This window comes from Lutibacter oceani, assembly GCF_003384935.1.
Classification (GTDB): domain Bacteria; phylum Bacteroidota; class Bacteroidia; order Flavobacteriales; family Flavobacteriaceae; genus Lutibacter; species Lutibacter oceani.
The window spans coordinates 452255-471717 of sequence record NZ_QTTQ01000010.1; the positions used below are offsets into that span (position 1 = coordinate 452255).

General features: G+C 28.5%; 18 protein-coding genes. 3 read left to right on the top strand and 15 right to left on the bottom strand.

All coding sequences use genetic code 11. The features are described from left to right. Window positions 1-3: 3 nt before the first annotated feature. The 11 genes from BX611_RS07445 to BX611_RS07495 form a co-directional block, all read right to left on the bottom strand. A complete protein-coding gene (locus tag BX611_RS07445; protein ID WP_115879736.1) occupies window positions 4-528 on the bottom strand; it encodes an LbetaH domain-containing protein in 525 nt (174 codons plus the stop codon). Between the two features lie 26 nt (window positions 529-554). Beyond that, window positions 555-1886, bottom strand: coding sequence for a glycosyltransferase family 2 protein (locus tag BX611_RS07450; RefSeq protein ID WP_115879738.1), 1332 nt, complete (start codon window positions 1884-1886; stop codon window positions 555-557). Window positions 1887-2018: 132 nt separating this feature from the next. Continuing rightward, window positions 2019-2309, bottom strand: a complete 291-nt coding sequence (locus BX611_RS07455) for a GIY-YIG nuclease family protein (RefSeq protein WP_115879740.1) — start codon at window positions 2307-2309, stop codon at window positions 2019-2021. 552 nt (window positions 2310-2861) lie between these two features. Further along, a complete protein-coding gene (locus BX611_RS07460; protein WP_115879742.1) occupies window positions 2862-3152 on the bottom strand; it encodes a GIY-YIG nuclease family protein in 291 nt (96 codons plus the stop codon). A gap of 106 nt (window positions 3153-3258) precedes the next feature. Further along, window positions 3259-4323 carry a hypothetical protein gene (locus tag BX611_RS07465; RefSeq protein ID WP_115879744.1) on the bottom strand — a complete coding sequence of 355 codons (1065 nt, stop codon included), beginning with the start codon at window positions 4321-4323 and terminating at the stop codon, window positions 3259-3261. Further along, window positions 4324-5253, bottom strand: a complete 930-nt coding sequence (locus BX611_RS07470; RefSeq protein ID WP_115879746.1) for a UDP-glucuronic acid decarboxylase family protein — start codon at window positions 5251-5253, stop codon at window positions 4324-4326. Between the two features lie 2 nt (window positions 5254-5255). Beyond that, the gene (locus BX611_RS07475; RefSeq protein ID WP_115879748.1) at window positions 5256-6434 is read right to left on the bottom strand and encodes a glycosyltransferase family 4 protein; all 1179 of its coding nucleotides are present in this window, start codon (window positions 6432-6434) and stop codon (window positions 5256-5258) included. Between the two features lie 3 nt (window positions 6435-6437). Beyond that, window positions 6438-7613, bottom strand: coding sequence for a glycosyltransferase family 4 protein (locus BX611_RS07480; RefSeq protein WP_115879750.1), 1176 nt, complete (start codon window positions 7611-7613; stop codon window positions 6438-6440). A gap of 45 nt (window positions 7614-7658) precedes the next feature. Next, window positions 7659-8780, bottom strand: coding sequence for a glycosyltransferase (locus tag BX611_RS07485; RefSeq protein WP_244923635.1), 1122 nt, complete (start codon window positions 8778-8780; stop codon window positions 7659-7661). A 321-nt stretch (window positions 8781-9101) separates the two neighbouring features. Continuing rightward, entirely contained in the window at window positions 9102-10484 is a 1383-nt protein-coding gene (locus BX611_RS07490; protein WP_115879754.1) for an asparagine synthetase B family protein, read from the bottom strand. Between the two features lie 208 nt (window positions 10485-10692). After that, a complete protein-coding gene (locus BX611_RS07495) occupies window positions 10693-11622 on the bottom strand; it encodes a glycosyltransferase family 2 protein (RefSeq protein WP_115879756.1) in 930 nt (309 codons plus the stop codon). 257 nt (window positions 11623-11879) lie between these two features. Here BX611_RS07495 and BX611_RS07500 point away from each other — a divergent pair, with 257 nt between their 5' ends. The 3 genes from BX611_RS07500 to BX611_RS07510 are packed head-to-tail and all read left to right on the top strand — an operon-like array spanning window position 11880 to window position 15046. Beyond that, complete coding sequence (locus BX611_RS07500) at window positions 11880-13316, top strand: MBOAT family O-acyltransferase (RefSeq protein WP_115879758.1); 1437 nt, start codon at window positions 11880-11882, stop codon at window positions 13314-13316. A 2-nt stretch (window positions 13317-13318) separates the two neighbouring features. Then, on the top strand, window positions 13319-14218 hold the full coding sequence (locus BX611_RS07505) for a hypothetical protein (protein ID WP_115879760.1): 900 nt from the start codon (window positions 13319-13321) through the stop codon (window positions 14216-14218). A gap of 24 nt (window positions 14219-14242) precedes the next feature. Then, the gene (locus BX611_RS07510; protein ID WP_115879762.1) at window positions 14243-15046 is read left to right on the top strand and encodes a sulfotransferase family 2 domain-containing protein; all 804 of its coding nucleotides are present in this window, start codon (window positions 14243-14245) and stop codon (window positions 15044-15046) included. A gap of 5 nt (window positions 15047-15051) precedes the next feature. On the opposite strand, the gene BX611_RS07515 is transcribed toward BX611_RS07510, so the two are convergent. From BX611_RS07515 to BX611_RS07530, 4 genes are all read right to left on the bottom strand, one after another. Next, window positions 15052-16302, bottom strand: coding sequence for a glycosyltransferase (locus BX611_RS07515; protein ID WP_115879764.1), 1251 nt, complete (start codon window positions 16300-16302; stop codon window positions 15052-15054). A 54-nt stretch (window positions 16303-16356) separates the two neighbouring features. Continuing rightward, the gene (locus BX611_RS07520; protein ID WP_115879766.1) at window positions 16357-17337 is read right to left on the bottom strand and encodes a glycosyltransferase; all 981 of its coding nucleotides are present in this window, start codon (window positions 17335-17337) and stop codon (window positions 16357-16359) included. A 261-nt stretch (window positions 17338-17598) separates the two neighbouring features. After that, window positions 17599-18366 carry a sulfotransferase family protein gene (locus BX611_RS07525; RefSeq protein ID WP_115879768.1) on the bottom strand — a complete coding sequence of 256 codons (768 nt, stop codon included), beginning with the start codon at window positions 18364-18366 and terminating at the stop codon, window positions 17599-17601. Next, window positions 18357-19451 (bottom strand): glycosyltransferase family 4 protein, encoded by a 1095-nt coding sequence (locus BX611_RS07530; protein ID WP_115879770.1) that lies wholly within the window; start codon window positions 19449-19451, stop codon window positions 18357-18359. Before BX611_RS07530 ends, BX611_RS07525 begins: the two co-directional genes overlap by 10 nt. Window positions 19452-19463 lie beyond the last annotated feature (12 nt).

The window sequence follows — 19463 nt, forward strand, 5'->3', positions numbered from 1 at the left end:
ATTTTAAACCTCTTTTGCTGGAATTCCAACTAAAATACTGTTTTTTTGAAGGCAATTATTTATAACACAGGCAGAAGCACCAATAGTAATGTTATCACTTAAAATTAAAGGACCTATTAAAGTTGCATTGCCCCCAAACGTACAATGATCACCAATTATAAAAGAATCTTTTTCACAGTTTTTTTTTGTACCGATTAAATTACCTCCTGTTAAAGTCAAATTTTCCCCTATACTCACTTGACCTGAAATTACAATTCCTAATGAAGGATGTAAAATTAATAATCCTCCTTTAATATTTGCTTTATAATGGATATCAATATTTGAATATGCTTGAAAAAGATAAAATAGAGGCAAAAATGGTATTCTCAAAATTCCATAAAAATTATTGAAAATTAAAAATAAACTTCTTTCAAATCTGTATAAAAATATTCCAACAAAAATTCTACTTAACCAAATATGAATAATTCTAATTTTTCTCTTACCCAGCAGCCTATTTATATCGGAAATAAAATATTTAAATTGTGTCATTCTAAAATATTTTTTTATAATGCAAATTAAATTAACTTTTCAATTAAACTTCCTTCTTCTAACTTTTTACTTGCCAACTTCCAAGATTTAAATACTTGAAATAAAACCAACGGCAATAATAGTACTGAAAGTAAATAACCAATTAACATCATTTTTGGTTGATTCTTATACTTATAAGGTATTAATGAAGGAGGTACTGCTTTTAGTAAGGCAAATCGAGTTAACTTATTTCCAAAATATTTTCTAAATAAATATACCACACTTGGAATAGGTCTGGGAGAAAACCACTTTTTAGGTCTAAAGCCATCCCAACTTCCCATTTGTCGTAACCCTCCTGTTGCTACTTTTAAATGCAACCGTTCCGATGTTGGATTGGATATATTTAAAAAGCCTGCCAAATAGGCTCTTAAGCCAAATTCACCATCGCCCATACGTTGCTTTTCAAATTGCCGGTCAAATAACCCTATTTGTTCAAATACCTTTCTTTTAATAAGTACATTTCCTGTATCAATTTGATCTGATAATTTGAAATAACGATACGATTCCGGGACTTTTGCTCCAACAACAGATATTGAAGTTCCAGAAGATATTTCAGCATTAAAAAAGTCGATACATTTTAAATGGTTTGTAATCCAATCGGTAGCTACCCTACTATCATCATCAAATAACAAAAAATAAGATGCATTGGAAGATTTAATTGCTGTATTTCTTGCCAGCCACAAAGCTTTTTCTTGTTGATAAATCAACTTTAAATTCAATTTAAATTGTTTGTAAAACGATTCTTGAAAAGGTTCTGATTGATCAACTACAATTACTTCAAAATTTTGATAGTCCTGTTTTTCAAGATCTTTTAAAACATCTATTAAATAGTTGTACCTGTTTAAGGTTGGAATAATTACACTTACTTTTGGCTGTTGTTGTAATAGTTCACTTTTAAAATTATCCCATTCCGGGTAACTTATAGGCTCTTTAAATACATTTATTTGTATTATTTTACGCGTTTTAAAAAAAGCTTTAAACTCTTTTAATGGGTTGTGAAAGGTTATTAAACGCAGTAATAAGGTGTAATACACCCATAATTTATTAAAATAAGTTCTTATAAAACGGTATTCATCCTCAATTGGAATTTGTGCTTTAAAATTAATCGTTTTTACATTTCCAATATACCCTTTTTGAATGGCTTGGTAAGCTCCATCCAATTTACTTATTTCTAAATTACTATAAGCTTTATTCAATTTTATTTGCGCTTGTATATTTTTAGGCAAAGCATCCCAATCTGGAAAAACAGTAGTATTGTTATTTCTTTCTAAATTGAAATAATTTGTTGGATTTATATATTTTAAAAATTTGAAGAGCATTTAGTTTGATAATATATTTTAGGCAAATATAAAAGAACCATTAAGTTTAATTAGTTTTTTAGGATAATTTTCGTCAGTTCGAGTGGTTTTAACAAGAACTAAGGTTCTTTTTAAAATTGTATCGAGAACCTCCTACTCAAATTTCTTCTTAGCCAAATTGACCAAATCATCATAACAACCATTAATTAAAGCCTCTTTTTTAACTCTTGACCATTTTTTTAATTGTTTCTCTTTTTCAATTGCTAAATTTATATCTGTAAATTCTGCATAGAAAACCATTGTTACAGGCCTTCTTTTATTGGTATAACAATTTTTATAAAAACCTGATGAATGTTGAAATAGTCTTTTTTCTAAATTACTTGTAACTCCAGTATAATAGGTGTTATCTGAACATTTTAATATATACACAAAACTCTTTTTCATTTTTGAAAGTTAATAATTTTGTTTTTAATTATCGACTTTCTTCTCGATACTATTTCCATACGTTACACTTCTGAAAATCACTCGAAGTGACGTACTTGAATCTTCGTCAGTTCGAGTGACCGAGTGCGCGAGGTTGTATCGAGAACCCGCACGTAATACTTCTAAATACACTATTTCTCCATTGTATTACAAAACACCACTCACAGTGACGTACTTGAATTTTCGTCAGTTCGAGTGGTTTTAACAAGAACCTTAGTTTTTTTTAAAATTGTATCGAGAACCATAAACAAAATTTGATTTACAACTACTTCTCGATACTATTTCCCTCCGTTTCACTTCTGAAAATCACTCGAAGTGACGTACTTAAATCTTCGTCAGTTCGAGTGACCGAGTGCGCGAGGTTGTACCGAGAACCCGCACGTAATACTTCTCGATACACTATTTCTCCATTGCATTACAAAATACCACTCGAAGTGACGTACTTGAATCTTCGTCAGTTCGAGTGGTTTTAAAAAGAACCCTAGTTCTTTTTAAAATTGTATCGAGAACCTCCTACTCAAATTTCTTCTTAGCCAAATTGACCAAATCATCATAACCACCATTAATTAAAGCCTCTTTTTTAACTCTTGACCATTTATTTAATTGTTTCTCTTTTTCAATTGCTAAATTTATATCTGTAAATTCTGCGTAGAAAACCATTGTGACTGGTCTCTTTTTATAAGTATAACAATTTTTATAAAAACCTGATGAATGTTGAAATAGTCTTTTCTCTAAATTACTTGTAACTCCAGTATAATAGGTGTTATCTGAACATTTTAATATATACACAAAACTCTTTTTCATTTTTGAAAGTTAATAATTTTGTTTTTAATTATTGACTTTCTTCTCGATACTATTTCCCTCCGTTTCACTTCTGAAAATCACTCGAAGTGACGTACTTGAATCTTCACTATAACTCTATATTTTCAAACAAAATTTTAAAATACCCACCAAAACATAAATGCGTTTCCCAAAGTAACCTGTTTTGCTCCATAAGCTGTTCCTTTTCCTTAAATGAACGATTCGAATGAAATTCTAAAACTTTATCTGGTAATGTATTTAATTCGTTTTCTTCAACCCAAACTACATGATTTTTCCAATTTATTGTATCAGCTAATGGCATAAAACCCTCAGTGTTAATTAATATTGGAATACGTCCCATTGCCAGAGTTTCATACAATCGCACAGAAAAATTTCCACCACCACGCACACAAACAGTGTACATTGTGTTGTAAATATTATTATAAAATTCATTGGTGGTTTTGGTTCTTTCTTCTGAAGTTTTTACTCCTGCCCTGTATTTTTTTCGTTCAATAAAATTAGTGCTTAATAAGTTACTTTTTTTAATGATTTTTAAGGTTTGTCCTCTTAAATAAGAAGATGACATAATTTTTTGAGGACTGTGAATCGATAACTTTAAATAGTATTTTAAATTCCGATAAAATACACGTCCTATTTCTTTAAAAGCATTCAATAAAGATGCATTTGTTTGTCCACAAAAACCAATTAAAGGCATATTAATACTTTCTTCAAATAGCGGCTTACTTTCAAATTTATTGTTTTTTAAAGGATCTCCTATAAAAATGGGAATTCCAACATGGTTTTCTGGTAATTTAGAAACATATCCATTTGGACGTACAACAATGCAATTTTTATAATATGGAATGGCAACTCCAAAATCACCAGTGGTATGCGTAAACACTTTTTTATTGAATTTTTCGACCTCCTTTATAAAATTTTCGGCTAATAAAAGTTGCTTTGAACGTTGGTAATAATTCCAAGACATCGTTAAAATTGCAAGATCACATTCTGCAATAGTATTCACAAACTGATACTCGTTTTCAGAAACCCCATACATAGCTATTCTATCAATATCTGCAAACAAACTTCCTTTAACAAATGCTTTTAACAAGGGAAATAATTCACCCCTGTGTTTTTTATTATAATGATTTTTAGGGTAAAAAATACGAATCACTTAAATTGATTTAAAATAGTGTATTGTTTTTAACAAGCCTTCTTCTAACTGAATAGTTGGATTCCAGTTTAAAGTTTTTTTAGCAAAGCTAATATCTGGTTTACGCTGCATAGGATCGTCTTGAGGTAAGGGCTCAAAGCGTATTTTAGATTGACTATTAGTTAATTTAATAACTGCTTTTGCCAATTCTAAAATGGTAAATTCTGTTGGGTTACCCATATTCATAGGTCCTGTAATTTCCTTTGGTGAATTCATAAAGGCAATCATTCCATCAATTAAATCATCTACATAGCAAAAACTCCGGGTTTGCTCACCATTTCCATAAATAGTTATGTCTGTATTATTTAAGGCTTGTACTATAAAATTACTCACCACCCTGCCATCATTTGGGTGCATATTAGGCCCATAGGTATTAAAAATGCGCATCACCTTAATTTCTAGTTGATGTTGTCTGTAATAATCAAAAAACAATGTTTCCGCAGCTCTTTTACCCTCATCGTAACAGGCTCTTGGTCCAATAGGATTTACATTACCCCAATAATCTTCCTTTTGAGGATGTACCACAGGATCACCATAAACTTCACTTGTAGATGCCTGTAAAATTTTTATTTTTAATCGCTTTGCCAAACCCAACATGTTAATAGCACCATGTACACTCGTTTTCGTGGTTTGAACAGGGTCGTTCTGATAATGAACGGGGCTTGCAGGACAGGCTAAATTATAAATTTCATCTACTTCAATATATAATGGAAATGTAACATCATGACGTATCAACTCAAAATAAGGATTGCTTAATAAATGTAAAATATTGGATTTCCCTCCTGTATAAAAATTATCCACACATATTACTTCATTCCCTTGCTTTAATAAGCGTTCACACAAATGTGAACCTAAAAAACCTGCACCTCCTGTTACTAAAATTTTTTTCATTTTTAATCTTTTATTTTATAAAAATCCACAAATTCTTGTTGTTGTTTTTGTAAATTAAACTCCCTTTTAATTCTTTCCTTAGCTCTTATAATTATTCTATTTTTTTCAATTTCATTTAAATTAATCACTTCTTTTATTTTATTGGCTAGGTATTTTGGATTACTCGATGAAACCACCCAACCTGTTTCACCATCGAGCACATTTTCTGATAATCCTTCTGCATCTGATACCACACATAATAAACCCATTGCTTGAGCTTCTAATACCGCATTACAAAATCCTTCCTGTATACTGTATTGAAGGTATAAATCTGCATTATTCAATTTATCTTTAACCAATTCAGGTGAAATTTTACCCGTAAAGGTAACTTCATTAATTATATCCAATTGATGTACTGCAAATTTTAATCTTTCATACGCATCGCCTTCACCAATTATTGTATAATGAAAAGAAACACCTTCTTTTTTTAATAAAGATAATGCTTCCAAAGTATCAACTAAACCTTTTTTCCAGTGCAACCTGGCAATTGTAATAAAATTATTTTTTAACGACGTAAATGATTGTTCATTGTTTTTAAAGAATGAGGTATCTATTGCCGGCGTTATTTTAATAATCTCAGCTTTTCCTTTAAAACCATTTTTTAAAACCAATTCCTTAATATCATTTGAGATTACATGAATTTTATCCACTTTTCCCCATAGCTTTAAATAGCAATTTGGATTTTTTAAAGGATAGATACCAATATCAAAACCCCTAAAACTAACTGCCATTTTTGCTCCAATTGCCTGTGCAACATGCTCTCTGTTAAATACCATGGTTCCAAAGCCAAAATGCAGCCAATCCAATGATTCTGATAATATATGAGCATTGGCTATAATATTTTTAATACTTTGTGAAAAACTTAAACCATCTTGTCGTTCCAACTTATATAAACGAATACTTACTTTAAAATGAAACAAAAAAGAATACATCAAGTTAAAAAAACTGACAAATGCTACACGTATTATATTGCCTGAGAGTGTTGGAGCTATTTTAACTTTTGAGGCTATATAGTTGCTTTTTTCAGTGCTATTTGCAAAAACGATTACGGTATGTCCATTTTTTTGTAAACCTTTAATTTTATTTAAAAAAAAAGTTTCTGAATAGGCAGGAACTTTAGGCAACACTAATCCTATTTTCATAACCTAATTTTTTAAAACTTTTAAGTATAGCTCATTCATTTCATGTATCATTTTTTCATGACTATGCTGTTTTTCAATAGTTTTTCTGGCAGCACAAGTTATATTCTGATAGTTTTTTAAAGATAAATCTGAAACTTTAAACAATGTACTCGCCATAGATTCAGGATCTCTAATTGGAATTAAATAACCATTCTCATTATTTATTATTACTTCATTCATCCCCCCACAATCCGTTGATACAACCAAGGTTCCCAAAGCCATAGCTTCAAGTACCACATTGGCAATTCCTTCTTCAACACTTGATAATACTAAAACATCTGCTGATTTTATATTTTTTAATACCTCTTCAAAAGGCATTTTCCCTATAAATGTAACTTCATTTTCTAATCCAAATTGGGAGCGTTTGTATAGTAACTCTTCATTATTTTCAACCCCAACTATCGTATAATGAAAATCTATTTTCATTTCTTTTAAGATTTTCATACTGTTTAAAGCATAGGAGTATCCTTTTTTCCAATGTTCTCGACCAATTGAGATAATTTTTAAACCACATTTTTTATCAATTTCCTTTAATTGAAAAGACATTTGTTCTAAATCTAATCCACTATAAACTACTTTAGTTTTTTGCAATGCTGCATTATATTTCATAGCTTCACTTGCAATGGATTTAGACACTGCATGAAATCCATCTAACTTTGGAAATAAATTAACATATTTATTAGCTAACCTGCTATCTGCTATTGGTGAATAATTAATATGTGCCCCTCTAAGACTTAAAATTAACTTCATTCCAAACTCTTGAACCCATATCCAATCTTCTACACCTTTTCCCCATTGAAGATGAAAAATATCCGGGCAATGATATAAAACAGGATAGTACTTTACTTTTAGCAATCTAGAGTTTTTTTTGGTATTGAATATAATGTTATCTAACCTTTTTTTTTCGTTAGTTTTATAAAGGCTCAATAAAAAACTGTATTTAATTAAAAGTAAAAATTTGCTTATTTTATTTACATAACTAATAATATGGATATTTTTTCTTGAAGCTATTTTTTTATTTTGAACACCAAAAAGGTAAATTTTATGATCCTTTTTTGCCAAACCATCAATCAATCGTTCTATAAAAGTTGTGCTTGGAACTACACCTGAATAAATTGCTATTTTAATAGGGTTTTTCAATATGTTAGTTTTTTTATAAAAATAGTATTTTAAAAAGTGAAACCGCTATTTTCTTCGTATGATATTCTTATAAAGTTCCGTATGCATTTTAATAAATTGTTCCATTGAATATTCATTTTCAACACGTATTCTCATTTCTTGAGCTAATTGGGCACGTTCTTCATAGTTCATATTCATAATAGTTGAAATACTTGTTTTTAAACAATCAACATTATTTGGTTCAAATAAGCACTTCGGAAAAGGTTTTAGAATATCCTTAACTCCACATACATTTGAACCAATCACAATTTTTCCTGAAGCCATTGCTTCTAATGGTGCTACTGGTAATCCTTCCCCTAAAGCTAACGTTGGAATCACAAATAAATCGGCAATTGAATGGTAAGGCCTAACGTCTGTTTTTTTTCCTAAAAAATAAATAGTTGAAGTTTTATTTGCCATTTTTTTCAAGCTTTCTGCATACGCTCCCTGGTCATTTCCTACTATGTAAAGCTTAATATTTGGATTGTTTAATTCAATAAACGCATTTATTAATACTTCAATTCCTTTTACTGGGATTAAATTTACAACTGATACAATTACAAAATCATTTTTGTTACCGGTAAATTCTTCCAAAAATTCATCACTATTTTTAAATTGAGGCGAGTAATAATCGGTATCAACTCCCAAAGGAATCTCTTCAACCTTTTCTAATATTTCTTTTGAAAAGAAGGACTTCATATCCGAATTAATGGTAATTATCTTTGAACTTAAAGAACTCCTCCACTTCCAAGCCTTGTTTCCCCAACCCATAGATTTTTTAGTGAATATCCAAGGAATACCGGCTATTTTTGCAGCCAGCCCTTCAGAAAAATCTGAACTCCAATGCCAGGAATGAATGATATCAAATTGCTGCTTCTTAAAAAAACGAATTATTTTTAGAAGTCGAAATGGAAATGTAAAAAAAGGTCTGTAATTTATAGCAAAAGGAACTAAATGCACTTTAACATTTAACTTTTTAATTTCGTCCATAAAAGCACCTCTCTCGTGGAAACAGCAAATCTCAGGTTCAAAAATTGTGCGATCTAAATTTTTCACCAAATCATACACTACTTTTCCACTTCCAGCTGTATCAAAATTAGGAATTGTATATACTATTTTAATTTTCTTTTGGGTCATATCTATGGGCATAAATATAAGATTATTTTAAAATTTGTAAAATGTAAACTTAAATTGTTTTCAAAGATTATCTTCAATCCAAAAAAATATGATGGCAAAACTTTTAGAATAGGTTTTGTAAAACCCTAAATTCCCCTCTTGAGAGGGGTTAGGGGTGTGTTTTTCAAACTTATAAATATCATCTAGTATCGGTCAGCGTATAATTTCAGGCTTTGTGGAATTATTTCTTATTTTATTAGCAATTCTGTTTATTTTTAATAGAAAGAAATGAACTTTATTTTTATCAAAGTAATCCATAATTTACACACCCCTGCCCCTCTCAAGAGGGGAATTTTATTTATTAAACTTCTTTTGAAACAATGCCAATGTTAACAACATACTCACAGGATGAGAGTATTTTACAGCATTCTTTTCTTTAAAATTATCATAAAATTGTTGAATGAGAACGTTTGGAACAAGTTCTTTTAAATCTGATTCAAATAACCATTTCCTTAACTGCTTGTCATTTTCTTTACCAACAAATTGCAATTCCCAATTTCTTGATACAAATGGTTTTCCTAATAAACTATTCAATTCTCTTTTAAGTTTATTAGTTACTCTATAAGGTAAATTATAAGGAACCTTATTTAAATGAAAATTAGTTAAATTAAAAGGTTTATTTCCTTGCCATGTAATTTTTGCCAAATCTGGTGCTTTTTGTTGAATATAAGCTATTTGTAATTGTCGGTTTGCAAGGTACTCCTCAGGAATTGTACAAATAAATTCACACATTCTATTGTCATAATAAGGCAATGTAATAGGCAACACTTTTTCAAAAACTGCTAAATTATTTGAAGACCAGCTTACAACTGAATATTGGGTTTTAAATGCACGTAATTTTGCATTTGTATTTTCAATTTTAAAACCCTTTAACAAATCTCTTATTCGAGATTCAAAATAATTTTCAAATATACCTTCTAAACCCCAGGAATTCCATAATGAAGTTGCCAATTCTAATCCGCCTTTTTTTAGTAACATTTTAATGATCACTTGCACCTCTTCATCAAAAGATAGCTGATCTAATCCAAAGGAATCAAACATTAAATCTCCCATATGTCCTAAAGAAAAGATGTTACCCAAATCTTTAAATTCATCTATAAATGCCATTTGACGCGGATGTGTAAACTCTGAATAACAAGTATTAATTACTGCTAATTCTTCAATGCAACTCCATAAATAGCCTTTTTTAACAGAAAATGATTGAAATGGAAAATCACATTTTTCTGCTATTTTTTTTCCTATTTTATCCTCAGCATACCCACCTTCAAATGCATAACTATATGATTTTACCTGTGGATGCTCTCTTAAAGCCACAGCTTGCGTTCTACTATCCAATCCTCCGGATAAAGGTAAAATCACTTTTTTACCAACCGTTTGTTCTTCAATAATTGTTTCTAACAATTTTGTAAATTCTCTTAGAGCGTCCTCAAAACTAATTGCTCTTGGTGAATAGTGCCATTGAAACCATTTTTTAGATTCAAGTAAATAAGAATCTTTATCCAAAACATACTTTGTTCCTGGTGCAAGTGTTATTTCATCCCTCCAATAAGTATCAGTATCCAAAAAAAAACCAATGGCTGAAAAAACACAGATAGCCTCTAAGTTTAATTCGTGGCTACCTTCAACCTTAGCAAAAGTTTTTTTAATTGGAATTATTGGAGTTTTAATTGTATTCATTATGTGTTTAATTTTAAGTAATTTACACCCGTTGTATATTTCAATTCGAGTTAATTTCGGCCTTTTTAGGCTTAAAATTAGTATCGAAAATATTTTTTTAAAAATACAAATGTTCTCGATACAATTTTTTATCAAAAATCACTCGAACGGACGGTGCATTCAACTAAATAGTCAAAATGCACAACGGCTTAATTCACCTCGATTATTATTATTTAAAAAATTTCCTATTTAACCTAATAAATAAATCGTTTGAAATAATATTGTATTTTAATAATTTTAGAAATAATAAACCTGCTGTATAACCAAAAAAGGTTATGTATTTTTTTGAATAAAACAGTTGTAAACTATTTTTTACATACTTGATATCTTCTTTTAATTTTGATTTATACAAATATCTAACACAAACAAAATAATATCCTTTTAATAAGCTTTGTTGCTGTTTATTTAACTTATAATTATTGTAAATATTTGTAATTAAATAATTTACAGAATCACATATTAATTTAACAGGTCTTTTTTTTATATCAATGGGTGCTACACAATAAAAGAAATCTACTTTATTATCAATTACTCTATAATTGGTTCCCAATAAAAGTGCTCTAATTGATAATTCTATATCTTGTAAACGTTTTAAGTCAGGATTGAATTTTCCAATCTTAATTAAAAATTCTTTATTCCATAAAATTGCTGTTATAGGCCAAATAAATTTTGCTTGTAAAAAATGATCTAAAAAATTGGAGGATACATTTGAAGCGGGTTTGTTATTTCCATGTTCATCTAAAACATTTGAATTTTTAAAGACTACAAAATCTTCCACTTCAACTGCCCTATTACTCACAAAATCTTCTGAAATAATATCATCTGAATCTAAAAAAACAAGGTGTTCATTTGAAGCGTAATCAACTCCAATATTTCGGCATACCGAACCGTTTGTTTTTGTATCGTTAAAAATTAACTTCACGTTATCACTGGCAAGATTTTCAATATATTCTTTAAGTAGTAATTTTACATTTCCATCTGAAAAATCATCAACTATAACCCATTCCCACTGATCTGAATCTTGATTTTTTAAACAATTATATGTTTGTTTTATACCCTCAAAATCATTAAAATGTGGGGTAACAATACTAATTTTCATTTTGGAATTCAATTTGTAATTTTATGATTCGACTTTAATTCGAGGATTTCATTTTATGATTGTTTAACAGCCTCTACCTATGCAGTTTTATTATTGCAATATACTAAAAACAAAACCAATTGATGACTTATAAATTGAACGATTTTTTGTTTATTTTCAATTTTAAAAGATTTTTTTTATAAACTTGCACAAACAACTAATTTTTCATTTAATTTTTAGTGTATCTAAACTAACAATCAATATTTTTAATTCTATAAATGTTATTTAATTCCATTGATTTTGCTATTTTTCTCCCTATTGTATTTTTGTTCTATTGGTTTGTCTTCAAAAAAAATCTTAAACAACAGAACATTTTTTTGATTATTGCCAGTTATGTATTTTATGGTTGGTGGGACTGGAGATTTTTATTCTTAATAGTAATCAGTACTTTAATAGATTATTTTATAGGGAAGCTATTAGCCAACGAAAACAATCCTAACAAACGTAAATTTCTACTTTGGCTAAGCATTATTGTAAATTTAGGATTTTTAGGTTTTTTTAAATATTACAATTTCTTTTTAGAAAACTTTATTGAGGCTTTTTCTTGGTTAGGATCACCAATTTCACTTCGTTCATTAAACATTATTTTACCTGTTGGTATTAGCTTTTATACTTTTCAAACTTTAAGTTATAGTATTGATGTTTATCGAAAAAAAATGAAACCTACAAACGATATTATAGCTTTTGCTGCCTTTGTAAGTTTTTTCCCACAATTGGTTGCCGGTCCTATTGAAAGAGCTACCAACCTCCTTCCTCAGTTTTATAAAAATAGAGTATTTAATTATAGTAAAGCAGTTGATGGTTTACGCCAAATTTTATGGGGATTATTTAAAAAGGTTGTAATTGCAGACAACTGTGCGTATTATGTAAATACCATATTTGAAAACCATGAGGACTATTCAGGGAGTACGTTATTTTTAGGAGCTGTATTTTTTGCAATTCAAATTTATGGAGATTTTTCAGGATATTCTGATATTGCTATTGGCACAGGTAGGTTATTTGGATTTAAACTTAAACAGAACTTTGCCTTTCCGTATTTTTCAAGAGATATTGCTGAATTTTGGAGACGTTGGCATATTTCACTATCTACTTGGTTTAGAGACTATTTATACATTCCATTAGGTGGTTCTAGGGGGGCAAAAAAACAGCAAATAAGAAATGTGTTTATTATTTTTTTAGTGAGTGGTTTTTGGCATGGTGCTAACTGGACATTTATTATTTGGGGAGCATTAAACGCTTTGTATTTTTTACCTTTATTATTAAGCAATAAAAATCGTACCCATATAGAAATTGTTGCCACTAATAAAAACTGGCCTTCAATAAATGAACTCTTACGTATACTCATCACATTTATTTTAACAACTTTTGCTTGGATATTTTTTAGATCTGAAAGCATTACAGATGCTTTTAACTATATAATTGGAATTATAAACTGGTCAATATTTACTATTCCACAAATCCGTCCAACAGATTTACTTATTCTAATTCTAATATTTATTGGTATAGAATGGATAGGCAGACAAGGTAAATATGCTATTGAAAACTTGGGTTTTACATGGAAAAGACCAATTCGACTGCTTTTTTACTATATGCTTATTATTTTAGTATTTTGGTTTAGTAGAAACGATCAGGAATTTATTTATTTTCAATTTTAGGTATGAAACAGTTTATAAAAAAAAGTAGTTTGTTTATTTTTTTATGTGCTTTAAGTATAGGCTTGACAAGTAGTTTATTTAATAATTATATTGGTGAAAAAGCTTCCTTTAAACTTCCTAAAAACGTTAAAAATGTTGTTTTTGGACATTCCCATCCAGAAGTAGCTTTTAATGACTCACTAATTGCCAATTTTAAAAATTTAGCACAATCTGGAGAATCTTATTTTTATACTTATTTAAAAGCAAAACTAGTTTTAAATCAGAACCCTCAGATTAAAAACATATTTATTGAATTTTCAAACATAGATGTTACCAAAAATAGAGATCTTGAAATATGGAATGACAAATATATAAATTGGAGATATCCAATTTATGCTGCATTAATGAATACTAACGAACGGTTTTTTTTAGCAACTAAAAACCCTTCAAAATTTCTAAATACATTACCAAAAACCTTTAAAAAGCAACTTAAAAGAATACACACTGGGCAGTATAATTATGAATTAAAAACTAGTGGATACCTATTCATAAAAGAAAGTAAACTAGATTCTTTATTGAGTGTAAATACAAATAATATTATTCCTAAATTGGATTATTATAAAGCTTCAACTTATAATATATTATATCTAGAAAAGCTTGTTTCACTCTGTAAATCTAAAAACCTTAATATTTATTTTATTAGAAGTCCTCTTTATAAAGACTCTTATTTCTTATCTAACAATAAATTATTTTATAAAATAAAAAGTGAAAAATTTTCAAATATAACTTTTATTGATTTTGTCGATTTCCCTTTAGAAAATAATGAATATAGAGATTTTCATCATTTAAATAATAAAGGAGCTAGAAAATTTTCCTTGTGGTTTAACGACTGGCTCTATAAAAATATTAACTATAAAAATTAATTTCTCAAAAAACAACTATACCACATGAATAATAATTTAATTTTTTTACACTTAGCAAAAAATGGAGGCACAACTTTTCATTCAATTCTAAATCGAATGTATTTACCACAAGAAACGTTTACAATCAAAACAGTTACACAACCAAAAACCAATTTAGATGTTTTTTTGAGTTTAGATCAAAAAGAGAAAAATAAGATAAGGTTAGTAAAAGGACATGCTCCATTTGGTTTACATAAACATCTACAAGGGACCACAGATTATTTAACATTTCTTAGAAAACCAGAAGAAAGACTTGTTTCTTTTTACTATTATGTTTTAAGGAAACCTAATAATAAATTATTTAATACAATAACTAAAAATAATATGTCTTTGTATGATTTTGTAACACAAGTTAAAAGTGCTGATGTAAATAATTCTCAAGTAAGATCTATTAGTGGAATTGATGATAAAGAAGAATTTATGTTAGAAAAAGCATTAGAAAATATTGAAAATCATTTTTCATTTGTTGGGCTAACTGAAAAATATGACGAATCTCTAATAATGTTAAAAACATTATATAATTGGTCAATGCCTTATTATGAAATAAGAAATAAAACTAAAAAAAGACCAACTTTAAATCAAATTAATAAAAAAACTATAGAAGCCATTAATCATTTTAACCAAGCCGATACCATTTTATATAATACAATAGAAACTAAATTAAATCAAGAATTTAAAACTTTCAAAAACCTTAGGCAAAATGTATTGAAACTTAAACTATATAATAAAATTTATTCTAACCAAATTTCAAGAAACATAGCAGGAAAAATAAAAAGAATAATTTATTAGCTATTCTAGATTTCATCATTATAAATTTTTTTTATTTTTTTAACTAAAATTTTGTGATCATAGTTTTTTACAACCAGTAATCGACCTGCTTCACCCATTTCAAACTTTAATTTTGGGTTTAATATTAACTTTTCTACAGCCTCAACAAACTCCTTTATATTACCTTCAGTTATAACAAAACCACTTTCATTTGGTAACAAACCATATTTCATTCCTCCAACATCTGAAACTATAACGGGTAGGCTCATAGCTTGTGCCTCTTGAATAACTAAACCCTGAGTTTCTGCACGACCAGTTTCCAGATCATACCTTCCCGGTAAAATAAATGCATCTGATTTTTCAAAACATTTAATTAGATTTTCTTGTGAAAGCGCTCCATAAAAAATCACATTTTTCTGTAAATTATTATACGTAACTTGTTTTTTTAATTGATTACGTAAATTACCTTCACCTACCATATGAAGACGAGTATTGGTGTATCCCAAATCATGAAGACTTTTCAAAATAGCTATAGCCATGTCTGGGCCTTTTAAACTAATTAACTTGCCACAAAACACCAAGTCAAAATATACTGTATTATTTTTTATGGGTTTCTGCCTAAAAAAATTAGTATCCAATCCTACTGGCAGTATATAACATGGCTTATGGCAACTATTCACTTTATGAAGCAACCCTTCTAAATAAGGTGTGTTCACTGTAAATGCCGCAGCTTCTTTAAATAAATATTGATACTCTTTTTTATAGGTCTCTAACTTAGTAGGCATTAAATCATAGCCATGAAAAGTAGTTATTAACTTTACTTGTTTAGGAATAATTCCACAAGCTTTTAAATAGGCAATTCTATTACCATTCATACCAAAATGCGCATGAATTAACTCAAATTCAAAGGGAACTAAAAACCATTGCGCTTCAAAAAATAATTTTAAGGTATATGCATCTTTACCATATTTAAACACGTTTAAACTTTTAAAAAATAATCGCCACTTTAATTTAAATACGTTTTTAAGAGTCCACTTAAAAAACACTATTAACCGGCTTAATTTTGAAACAGGAGGCTTTATAAAATAATTCACTTTTTGAAGTAAATTATATTTCTTTAAACTTTCATGTATAATTTTACTTTCAACCTTATTATAAGCATATAAACAAACATTGTAACCACCACTATCCATCAATCCATTAATCTGATTTACAATAAAAGTTTCTGATACTGTTGGAAAGTATGTTACAATAAATGCTACTTGTTTAACTGGCATAAAAGAAATAGTGTTGTTTTGTGTTAAATATACTTATCATAATTTACAATAAGATTAAAATTTCAAAGACTTTAAAAATTCTATATTTCGTTTATAAATTGCATAATTAAAAAGTTGATAACCTAAGTTTCTAAAATAACGTTTTGCTATTTCTTTCTGCTCATAGGTACCTACTAACAAAGCTCCCACCTTTTTTATAGGTATAATAGGCATTCCTTTTAAAGCAGCTTTCAAAAAGTCTTGTTTAGTTTTAGGTTTTTTATTTAAAATATCTAAATATGGCCAAAGTATAAAATTAGAGTATGCCATCGCTTTTCGTAACCGCGATACATAATCTAAACTTAACCGCCCATCTGTCATAAAATGTTTAAAATACAATCGTTCATCAAACCACATCTTTTTACCTAACAAGCGAAGTGCATAACAATATTCGGTATCTTCCCCAGAGCTTAAACTTTTACCAACTCTACCTTTTAATAATTGTTGAAAACCAAGGGATTTTAATTTAAAATAATGTGATTTTCTCAGCACCATTCCTGCACCATAAACACAACCTTTATTATAAGTTATATCACCACTTTGTTTACCTTGTTTAGAAACCGCAAAATATTTGGCATAATTATCAAACCATTTGGGTTTTTCAGTTTCAAAAGTTGCTTCACACCAGCCACCTAAAGCTCCTATTTGTGTATTTTGCTCCATAATATCAAAAGCTGTTTTCATATACGTATCACATAACCAGTTATCATCATCACACCATAACAAAACATCATATATAGCCTGATTTATGCCTTTTACCCTGGCAAAAGCCAAGCCTGGCTGAACTTCATCTACTACAATTAAAGGTGCAGGAGTTCCTAAATTATCCCAAATCGCTTTTGCTAATGAAACTGTATTATCTGATGAGTTGTTGTTAACAATAATCAATTCCCAATTAAAAGAACCATTAACTTGTTGGTTGGCCAAATGTGCTAAAGTTTCTGGCAACCGCTTGGCACTGTTATAGCAACAAATAATTATACTTACACCTTTCATTATTTTATAGTTATTTTCAATCAACAATTATATATATTAATAATTTTTAAAAATTTGTTAAACCCTACCTATTGGAAGCAATTCTTTTTTTATGTGAATTTTTCGTCAATTCGAGTGATTTTCAGAAGAAAATTGTATCGAGAATAGAAAAATTAACATTAAAAACTATTCTCGATACATTTTTTCCCTCATTTCATTCCTCAAAAAATACTCGAACTGACGTTTTTAATATTTATACCCAAAGAGTTAAATCTTCAAAAATTATAAAGAATTTTCATTACTCATTAAAGTAGCTTTACATTTTATATATGATTCATTAGCTTTACTTAATAAATGTTCTGGTACACTAATATTTGGATAACTTTTGGTTGGTTTCAATATACCTGACTTGATATTTTCTAAAGGGTCACCAAAACCTATAACACCCGTATCCTTAAATGTAGCATATGTTTTTTTTAATGGTACCTCTAGATTTAACCAATTGCTAATCTTTTTTAAAGTTGCATCTGAGTTTTCTACTAAATATTTGGATTCAACAAATAAATACTCGTCATCTAATCTATACGATAATTGCTCCATATTATGCAATCTTTTACAATAATATTCAGTTACTTTTAATGGATCTTTATACCAATCAACACCTGTTTTATATCCCATGTTCATGATACTTTTAATAGTTTCTTCAGGTTCTCTTAACAAAAAAAGAATCTTTGGTTGTTTCTTAAATAGTACCTCATCTGAAATAGTAAAATTATTTAGAATTTTGTCTAAAAGGTATTTATTTTTAAGGGAACACTTTAAGTCTTTCACCAATTCTATTTGCATATTAATTAATGACATTCGCCCCTTATACGAGAGATGTAATTCCTTATATCCACAAACTTCAGGATTATTTCCCAAAATATGACTCAAAACACTAGACCTACTTCTCATATGACTCACCACAAACAAATATTTTTTCTTAGAAAATAGTATGTCAGGATTTGTGGCTAATACCACCAATTTTGTAGCCTTCGTTTTTATTGACATTTTTTTTTAATTATTAACCTTTTATATAATCCAACTAACTTTTCAACTTCAGTAGTAGTTGTGAAATTTTCATTTACATATTCAATAGCATTTTTTGAGAATAAATGATATTTTTTAGAATCTTGGAATAACTCTTTTATATAATTTGCAGCTGAATCAACATTATATGTATTAATGCAATATCCAGTTTTTCCATGAATAATAGCCTCTGGGAGTCCTCCACTATTTGAAACAATACACGGTATTCCTTGTGATTGCGCTTCAATTACTGAACCTCCAAAAGATTCTGAATGACTTAACTGTAAATAGAAATCATAAAGTTTTAATTTTTGTTTAAAAATAGTATTTTCAATTTTACCGTAACAATTAACTTCCTTTTCTAATCCATACTTATCTACTAAATAATAAACCTGACCTAAATCTGATCCATTACCAAAAATATCATATTGAACATTAATTCCTTTTTCTTTTAAAATTTTAACCGTTCTTAAATTACCTTCAATATTCTTCTCCCAACACATTCTAAAAGCTGAGATAATTTTTACAATTCCCTTATTGGGATACTTTGGTTCTGCAATAGATTTTACACCAAAAGATATTGGTATGACATGTATTTTATTCTTTGAAACTCCCCATCTTTGTAAATATTCTTTTTGGTGATTACTAACTGTTATAAAAGCATCCACTTTATCACCGTAATTTTTATAAAAATCTTGCCACCTTTTATCTATCCATGGCTTCACATAAGTATCTCCTCCACGTAATGTAATAATTACTTTGGTTTTATTTTTATAATCTTTAAATAAAGGAATTAATTTAGCAAAAAGAAAACTATGTTGCAGATGTACTAAATCAAACTTACTCATTATTTTAACATCCAATGAAGAAAATCTACTAAGCTTCAACTTATATAATAGTCTAAGTATAAAATCTTTAAATCCGTAAGATTCAATAGAGTAATCAGCATCTTCTTTAGAATATGATAACGTTTTTACATTAATTTTCTTTTTTAATGAATCTACCAAAAACAACATGTATTTTTGATATGTTTTTGGTAATTCATCGTATATATAAAGTAGTTTCATTATAAGATATTA

What these genes read in the sequence shown, in the direction of transcription:
- BX611_RS07445 (WP_115879736.1), bottom strand. Translation starts at nt 528, where the DNA reads ATGACACAATTTAAATATTTTATTTCCGATATAAATAGGCTGCTGGGT.
- BX611_RS07450 (WP_115879738.1), bottom strand. Translation starts at nt 1,886, where the DNA reads ATGCTCTTCAAATTTTTAAAATATATAAATCCAACAAATTATTTCAAT.
- BX611_RS07455 (WP_115879740.1), bottom strand. Translation starts at nt 2,309, where the DNA reads ATGAAAAAGAGTTTTGTGTATATATTAAAATGTTCAGATAACACCTAT.
- BX611_RS07460 (WP_115879742.1), bottom strand. Translation starts at nt 3,152, where the DNA reads ATGAAAAAGAGTTTTGTGTATATATTAAAATGTTCAGATAACACCTAT.
- BX611_RS07470 (WP_115879746.1), bottom strand. Translation starts at nt 5,253, where the DNA reads ATGAAAAAAATTTTAGTAACAGGAGGTGCAGGTTTTTTAGGTTCACAT.
- BX611_RS07475 (WP_115879748.1), bottom strand. Translation starts at nt 6,434, where the DNA reads ATGAAAATAGGATTAGTGTTGCCTAAAGTTCCTGCCTATTCAGAAACT.
- BX611_RS07485 (WP_244923635.1), bottom strand. Translation starts at nt 8,780, where the DNA reads ATGCCCATAGATATGACCCAAAAGAAAATTAAAATAGTATATACAATT.
- BX611_RS07490 (WP_115879754.1), bottom strand. Translation starts at nt 10,484, where the DNA reads ATGAATACAATTAAAACTCCAATAATTCCAATTAAAAAAACTTTTGCT.
- BX611_RS07495 (WP_115879756.1), bottom strand. Translation starts at nt 11,622, where the DNA reads ATGAAAATTAGTATTGTTACCCCACATTTTAATGATTTTGAGGGTATA.
- BX611_RS07500 (WP_115879758.1), top strand. Translation starts at nt 11,880, where the DNA reads ATGTTATTTAATTCCATTGATTTTGCTATTTTTCTCCCTATTGTATTT.
- BX611_RS07505 (WP_115879760.1), top strand. Translation starts at nt 13,319, where the DNA reads ATGAAACAGTTTATAAAAAAAAGTAGTTTGTTTATTTTTTTATGTGCT.
- BX611_RS07510 (WP_115879762.1), top strand. Translation starts at nt 14,243, where the DNA reads ATGAATAATAATTTAATTTTTTTACACTTAGCAAAAAATGGAGGCACA.
- BX611_RS07515 (WP_115879764.1), bottom strand. Translation starts at nt 16,302, where the DNA reads ATGCCAGTTAAACAAGTAGCATTTATTGTAACATACTTTCCAACAGTA.
- BX611_RS07520 (WP_115879766.1), bottom strand. Translation starts at nt 17,337, where the DNA reads ATGAAAGGTGTAAGTATAATTATTTGTTGCTATAACAGTGCCAAGCGG.
- BX611_RS07525 (WP_115879768.1), bottom strand. Translation starts at nt 18,366, where the DNA reads ATGTCAATAAAAACGAAGGCTACAAAATTGGTGGTATTAGCCACAAAT.
- BX611_RS07530 (WP_115879770.1), bottom strand. Translation starts at nt 19,451, where the DNA reads ATGAAACTACTTTATATATACGATGAATTACCAAAAACATATCAAAAA.